4 protein-coding genes are annotated in these 6,912 nt (G+C 42.1%); 2 read left to right on the plus strand and 2 right to left on the minus strand.

Features of this window, described 5'->3' with window-relative positions; genetic code table 11:
* Positions 1-87 precede the first annotated feature (87 nt).
* Positions 88-2,196 (minus strand): beta-propeller domain-containing protein, encoded by a 2,109-nt coding sequence (locus AB7U21_RS09185; protein ID WP_428388494.1) that lies wholly within the window; start codon positions 2,194-2,196, stop codon positions 88-90.
* 449 nt (positions 2,197-2,645) lie between these two features.
* Between AB7U21_RS09185 and AB7U21_RS09190 the strand changes: the two genes are divergently transcribed.
* A complete protein-coding gene (locus tag AB7U21_RS09190; protein ID WP_428388496.1) occupies positions 2,646-3,338 on the plus strand; it encodes a 4'-phosphopantetheinyl transferase family protein in 693 nt (230 codons plus the stop codon).
* 144 nt (positions 3,339-3,482) lie between these two features.
* On the opposite strand, the gene AB7U21_RS09195 is transcribed toward AB7U21_RS09190, so the two are convergent.
* Positions 3,483-5,534 (minus strand): methyl-accepting chemotaxis protein, encoded by a 2,052-nt coding sequence (locus AB7U21_RS09195; RefSeq protein ID WP_428388498.1) that lies wholly within the window; start codon positions 5,532-5,534, stop codon positions 3,483-3,485.
* 291 nt (positions 5,535-5,825) lie between these two features.
* On the opposite strand from AB7U21_RS09195, the gene AB7U21_RS09200 reads away from it, so the two are divergent.
* Complete coding sequence (locus AB7U21_RS09200; protein WP_428388500.1) at positions 5,826-6,713, plus strand: RIO1 family regulatory kinase/ATPase; 888 nt, start codon at positions 5,826-5,828, stop codon at positions 6,711-6,713.
* The last annotated feature ends 199 nt before the right edge of the window (positions 6,714-6,912 follow it).

The raw sequence follows: 6,912 nt of genomic DNA on the forward strand, positions 1-6,912 counted from the left end.
ATCATTGCCTTCACGACTGAACTCATATAATACATTGGAATCCATTGCCAGATATTGACGATCAACGTCTTTCACAGCAACGTTCAATTAATCCTCGACAGAGCCGGCACCTCCGCCTCCTCCACCGCTGCTACTGCTTTTACTGCTTGAACTACTTCCACTGCTCCCTCCTCCGTTACTATCGGAAGAGGATGTTCTGAGGTTAATAGTTACTGCATTGCCCTCCAGTCCTGCATTGTTGTATGGGACCAGAGTATAGCTATATGTAGTGTCACTTTCCAGATTGCTGTCAACATAGGATGTTGATCCGTTCACATCTGTGATAAGTAGATTATTCCTGAATATTTGAACTTTCGCGGTATCGGAAGAAGTCTCCCATCCCAGTGTAATTGAATTTGTAGTGATCGCTGTTTCTGAAACACTGGTGATCTCAGGAATTATAGATGATGTAGTTGCTTCATTGCTAACTGCCTCGGGATTGATGTTATCTTTTGTGTCAACGGTCTTAAGACCGATGGTATGTGTGGTCCCTTCTGTCAGTCCGGTTAGCTCGTAATAGTTTTCAGAAGTGTTTGTGACAAATGCATTGTCAATGTGCACCATCACGTGGCTGAAATCCGGATCTGAAGGGTTTGTCCATATCCATTTGATCCGGGTTGGGCCAACTTCACTTTGCTGAAGGTTCTGTACAGACGCAGGTGCTGTTACATCTGTGATCGAATGTACATCAATGGAATACACATCAACATACCATCCCTGTTGGTCCGTGTTCGCCGATGAAGCGGGGATACGCACATTGTTACCACTTGCATCTTTCAGGGAAGCTCTTACGTAAAACTCTATCTTTGAAGATCCTGAGTTCGGTTTGACCTTTATGGTCAGGCTTTCTGTTTGACCGGTTGCCCAACTGGATTCAGAAAGTCCCGCAACTGGATCGGTTGCGGTCATTGAACCTATTCTACCATAGATGGTACTGCCTATCGGGAATAGTTTGTTATATTCATTACCAGTGCCGGATACTTCTATAACCTCCTCATTGTTGGGGAAAGAAACCGAAATATAGCCCTCATTGGATGGTCCACCATCGTTTATTACAGATACCGTTATTGTGGCGGTATCACCTTCGTTTACGCCTGCAACAGGTTCGATATCAACGCTGGTGATAGAAGGTGACGGAGAAGGGGATCCAGTACCCGGATCTGCGCTTATGTGAAGAATAGCAAGGTCATCAGCATCTCCGGCTAAGTAGATATAGCTGCCTGATGCGGCAACATCAGGACCCCAGGAACCATCCTCATAACTTCCTGCAATGGTTGGTGCTAAAGGATCGCTTATGTCGATGATAGAAAGGCCGTGGCCACCGGTAACGTAGGCATGATCATCAAGGACAAAAATATCATCCGGATTTGGCACATCATATCCAGCCACAACTTTTGGTGATGCAGGATCCCTGATATCAAAAATGGTCAGGCCGCCATAGTTAATGAGCTGACTGCCGACAGTTACATACGCATAATTGCCGGAAACAGCAACTTCTGACATGTACTCATCATTGTTTCTGTATCCATGATCGCCCATATATTTTATTGCAGCAGGGTCACTGATATCCAGGACCATTAGATCAATTAATGCATCCTGAGATTTATCGGTATAATCTGAAACAAGTAAGTATGCATATTTTCCTGAAACTGTGACATCATTTGTATCGCCCTGTATCTCATACCTGCCTGCAAGTGCCGGTGCAGCAGGATCGCTAATATCCAGGACCACAAGGCCATCATCGGCTATATATACATATTTGCCCGATACATAAACATATCTCGCCTGTTCAGATGCAGCGTAACTACCTTTAATAGCCGGTGCAGCAGGATTGCCAATGTCTATGATCATAAGGCCGCTCTCACCTTCAGCCACATATGCATAATTGCCGGTTACTGCAATATCGTATGCTGTAGATGGAGTACGTATCCTTCCAACCTCAGCCGGATCGGATGGGTCTTCTATATCCACTACAACAAGATCCTGGTCCTGCAACAGATACATATAATTCCCATTTATCGCCACGTCTGAATAAGTTCCACTAAAATGACTTACCAATTCTACGTTAACAGGATCTGCAGAACTGATCCCTGTCATCATTATCACTAAAAGCAATGCCATCCCAAAGTAAACTGATTTCTCTGACTTGATTTCCATTATTGCCACCCGAAACACAACTATTGGAGTCTTTTTTTGTTGTGCAACTCAAAAAAGATTTTCTTACTAATATTTAAAGCTGTCTAAAAAAATCGCTATATATTGGGATATTTTTATATAAATCTCGGTGGGGGGCTGTATGACCACTAGTAACAAAGTGTCTAAGATTTATAATATGGATATAGTGACCCTGTTTCTCAGATATTTCATTATAATCAAAATCATCAATTATTGGCATATGTGCCATGCTGCACGATGCCAAAAATTCCTACTTATATTCGTCCCAGGGAATAAGATTATATAATAATATACGTAGAGCCAGATAGTATCATAATTGAAGTTATGAACAGAAGCAAAATAGATATGAGTTTTAGCTCTATTGGGAATTTGGACTAAAACAGTTGTCGATACTTGATCATGTATAAGATTAAATACTGACCCTGGGTTTTATGGCTCCTACTGAATACTGTACACTTTCTATTGTTCCGTTAAAACAGGTAAATGATCTATGGAATAAGAATGATGTTCTTATTTTTATTGCAGATCTGAAAGACTATTCAGTACTGGATGAAGAATATCTGGATAAGGTGGAAAAAATGCACCTGAATTCTCTGAAAACGAAATATTTCAGAAAAAGATATATTATCTCCAGGCTTCTCTTAAAATATCTGTCAGGCATTCTTAAAGAAAGACCCTGGTCTGATATGGTTACGTGCAAGGATGAACATGGAAGGGTTCATGTACGCGATCATAATGACCTGCATGTCTGTATTGCTTACACTGAAAATACTGTTGCCCTTGCGATATCCAAAATAGAGATGGGTATCGACATAGAGGTCATAAGGTCACGCTCGGTTGCAAGCATTTCAAGGTCAATCGATAGAACATTATCGGATAGCACTCCATCTATTGATAGTTCTGATTTTCTTGCCAGATGGACCTTGAAAGAAGCGTATTGCAAATTTTCAAATGAAACAATGTTCTCCAGTTTAGCCAGGAAACTGGATCTATCTGATGTTTCTCATTCAAGTTATGTCCTAGACAGTAAATATATACTTGCGTTTGTTACTAAATTCTATCCTTATAAGATCAAAATAGTTCGTCTTCAAAGGATCGACCTTGACAAAGAATTCCATTATTAGTACATTTCAATTGATGTAAATTGAATGTGACTTCCCACGTTCTTGATATGCAAAAAAGTTAAAAAATAATCCTAAATTGGGATGGATAAAAAAATCAACACCGGACAGTATGATTGCCCGATGCTTTTTTGGTTGCTGTTGTCCTTATTTGTTCTGGATGTATTTTGAGACCATTTCCTGCATACTTGCAGCCATACCAGCCAGTTCCTGTGCATTCTTTGCCAGTTCCTGCATGGCTGAATTCTGCTGTTCCACACCTGCAGAGGCTTCCTGAGTGCCAGCGGCTGCTTCCTGTGAAATGGCTGCCACCTCGTCAACCGAAGATGTGATCTCTTCTATAGATGCCGACTGTTCCTCTGCTGCTGCAGCGATCTCTTGTACCATCATAGCAATACTGTTCCCCGCCTCCGCTACGTCCTTCATTCTTCCGAGGGCTTCGTTCAATGCACTGGAGCCGTTGGAAACTTCTTCAGAGCTTTTGTGGATGGAGTTGACTGCATTGGTCGTGCCTTGCTGTATATCATGGATCAGACCTGATATCTGCTTTGCAGCATTGCCCGAATCTTCTGCCAGTTTGCGAACCTCATCGGCAACCACTGCAAAACCTCTTCCATGTTCGCCTGCACGCGCTGCTTCTATGGCAGCGTTCAGAGCGAGTAAATTTGTCTGATCTGCGATACTTGTGATAAGGCTTACTATTTCGCTTATCTGGCTGGACTTCTTGTCCAGTTCCCTTATCACTTCTCCAGCTTCAGCTTCGGCTTTCTGGATAGCCCCCATCTTTGCGATGAGCTCTCCGGCAGATCTGCTCATGGACTGGATTATATCATTGGACTGGATCGCTGTTTCTGCAGCTCTCTGGGAATTTGCCGCTACGTCCTGAACGGTCTTTGTCATGTCTGTCATGGCATGGGCAACATCCTCTGTTTTAGATGACTGGTCCTGTGAACCTTTTGCCAGTTCATTTACAGTTTGAGCTATCTGTTCAGATGCTGCGGTCGTTTCCTCGATAGATGTAGACATTGCTTCTGCAGTTACAGCTATGTTGTTTGCATTGATGCTGACCGTACTGATAACATCTGTGAGGGATTTCAGGATCTCGTTAAGTCCTGTGGGTATAGCGACAAAATCCACACCTACGTCAGTACTTGCTCTGGTGTCGATCTTCCCTTCAAGAGCATCAGAGGATATCTGCTTGAAATCCTTTACCATGCTGTTTATGCCGCCAGCGATGGACCTGTTGATGATCAATGCAAAAGCGGAACCCAGGATAATGAACACAGCCACTACGCCGATGATACCATTGCGGATGGCAACCACAGGAGCTTCGAACTCATCTATGTATGTGCCGGATGCAATGATCCAGTCGGCAGGTTCATAGTACGTGTAACTCATCATCTTGTCCCTGCCTTCCCAGTTGTAGATGATCGTACCTTCCTTATTGGCGATCATTTCTTTTGCAAAGTCTTCTGCATAAAGACTCTCGCCTTCTTTTGTGGGATGGATCGCAAGTTTTCCTGTAGAATCCATTACGTACATATATCCGGTTTCACCAAAAGTTATGGTATCCATCTGTTCTTCTATTTGCAATCTGTAAGTTTCTTCAGGAACAGCTATGGCGAGAATACCTATTATCTTACCTTCAGAGTTCTTAATGGGTTCATATATAGCTAAAGTCCATTCTCCAAGCACCTCTGCTCTTCCTGTATATGTTTGGCTCTTCTTTACAACTATGTCATATACATCTGATGAAACTGTGCTACCAAGAGCACGGCTTCCATCATCGTTTATCGTGGTTGTTGATATCCTGGTTGCAGAAACATCATTTACACGGAATATACTGGCATCAGCATTTGTTTTACTTTTTATGGAATCAACGATTGATTGATCATTATTTACAACATAATCGCCAACAATCATGTTTCCATTTACAATGCTAGCACTGCCTTTCGTATATAGCAAATCTCTTGCAACTGCCATCGTTGAATGGAGGCTGCTTTCTGCTACTGTGAAAGTTGCATCTATGTAGTCCTTTTCCATTTTAACTTGTTCGTTCAGCCTTTCATTAAGTTGTGTCTGTATGGCGCTTGAAGTTTTTTCATACGCATAGTATCCTACAATTGTTGCAGGTAATATTGTCAAGATCAATGCCATCACAATTATCTTGCGACTGATTGGTATTTTTTTAAAGTCCATATCGCTCACTCTTAGACAAAAGTTCAAGTGTTTAAAATACATTATTTTATTTTTATATAATTATATATTTATATGTTTCAATATAATATATATCTACTCATGCACATGTTTATTTTCTTAATACTGTAAGAACTTTTTGAAAAGCGTGGTGGAGTTTTATCTACCCAAATAATTCATATAGGGCTATGTGCTGCAGGAACTCCTTGCAGTCGTATTTAGCACAAATCATATTTCATTCAATAGCCTGCCAACCACAAATCATCTAAACCTTCCTGCCATATAAAATACAGAATGATAGATGAAGTTATCAAAGTTTTTAAACAACTGGACAATAAGGACATACGTATCCTTACCGGCATAGAGATCGGAATGAAGAATTCCGAGTGGGTGCCTGTTGAAGATGTTATGAAGTACACCCGCATGACCTATGATCACATCTCTTTCAGGCTTAAGAAACTTGCTAAATTGAAACTGTTATCCTTTACCAATATTCCATATGAAGGCTATCAGATATATTTTGAAGGGTATGATGCCCTTGCTCTACACACATTCGTGCAGAGAAAGACTATCAGTGCCGTTGGCAATGAGATCGGTGTCGGTAAGGAATCTGTAGTACTGGAAGCCATAAAGGAACCGGAGCTGGGACTAGGTGATCCGGAAGGTGTGGTGATAAAGTTCCACAGGGAAGGTCGTACCAGTTTCACGCAGGTAAAACGCAATCGTGGTCATATAGGTGACCGGGAGCACGTGTCATGGATATACGCCGCCCGTCTTGCAGCCAAACGCGAGGCAGATGTTATAAGCAAACTATATCCTGAAGTATCTGTCCCGAAACTTATTGACCATAATAGGCACGCACTTGTCATGGATATTGCAAAAGGATCCTTGTTATACAGAACCAGGCTGGAGGATCCACAATGGTTCATGGATGAGATCTTCCAGCAATTGAAAATGACCTATTCTAAGGGTATCATCCATGCTGACATGAGCGAGTACAATATTTTTGTACACGAGGAAGGTGTGCAGATCATAGACTGGCCTCAATATGTAGAGCCGTCACATCCCCATGCAGACGAACTGCTGGAGAGGGATATATCGAATATCCTCGCATATTTCAAACGCAAGTATGAGCTGGAGGCAGAACTTGAAGGAACAGTGGCATATGTGAAGGGTCAGTGAACAACAATATATCCCAGCAACCCAATAATAACATAATGTATGCATAGCGGCATCATTTATGGCATTGACATTGCAAAAGGCTCCTCCAGGGCACAGGCGATACCCAAGTATGCTGTGGCCATCCTTAAAGAAGGCCAGGTGCAACGCCACAGCATGGTCAGCAGGAGCCGTATCCTAAAAATGGTAAAGGAGGATAAGC

It is taken from the genome of Methanomethylovorans sp., assembly GCF_050177135.1.
Lineage (GTDB): Archaea > Halobacteriota > Methanosarcinia > Methanosarcinales > Methanosarcinaceae > Methanomethylovorans.

What these genes read in the sequence shown, in the direction of transcription:
- AB7U21_RS09185 (WP_428388494.1), bottom strand. Translation starts at nt 2,196, where the DNA reads ATGGAAATCAAGTCAGAGAAATCAGTTTACTTTGGGATGGCATTGCTT.
- AB7U21_RS09195 (WP_428388498.1), bottom strand. Translation starts at nt 5,534, where the DNA reads ATGGACTTTAAAAAAATACCAATCAGTCGCAAGATAATTGTGATGGCA.
- AB7U21_RS09190 (WP_428388496.1), top strand. Translation starts at nt 2,646, where the DNA reads ATGGCTCCTACTGAATACTGTACACTTTCTATTGTTCCGTTAAAACAG.
- AB7U21_RS09200 (WP_428388500.1), top strand. Translation starts at nt 5,826, where the DNA reads ATGATAGATGAAGTTATCAAAGTTTTTAAACAACTGGACAATAAGGAC.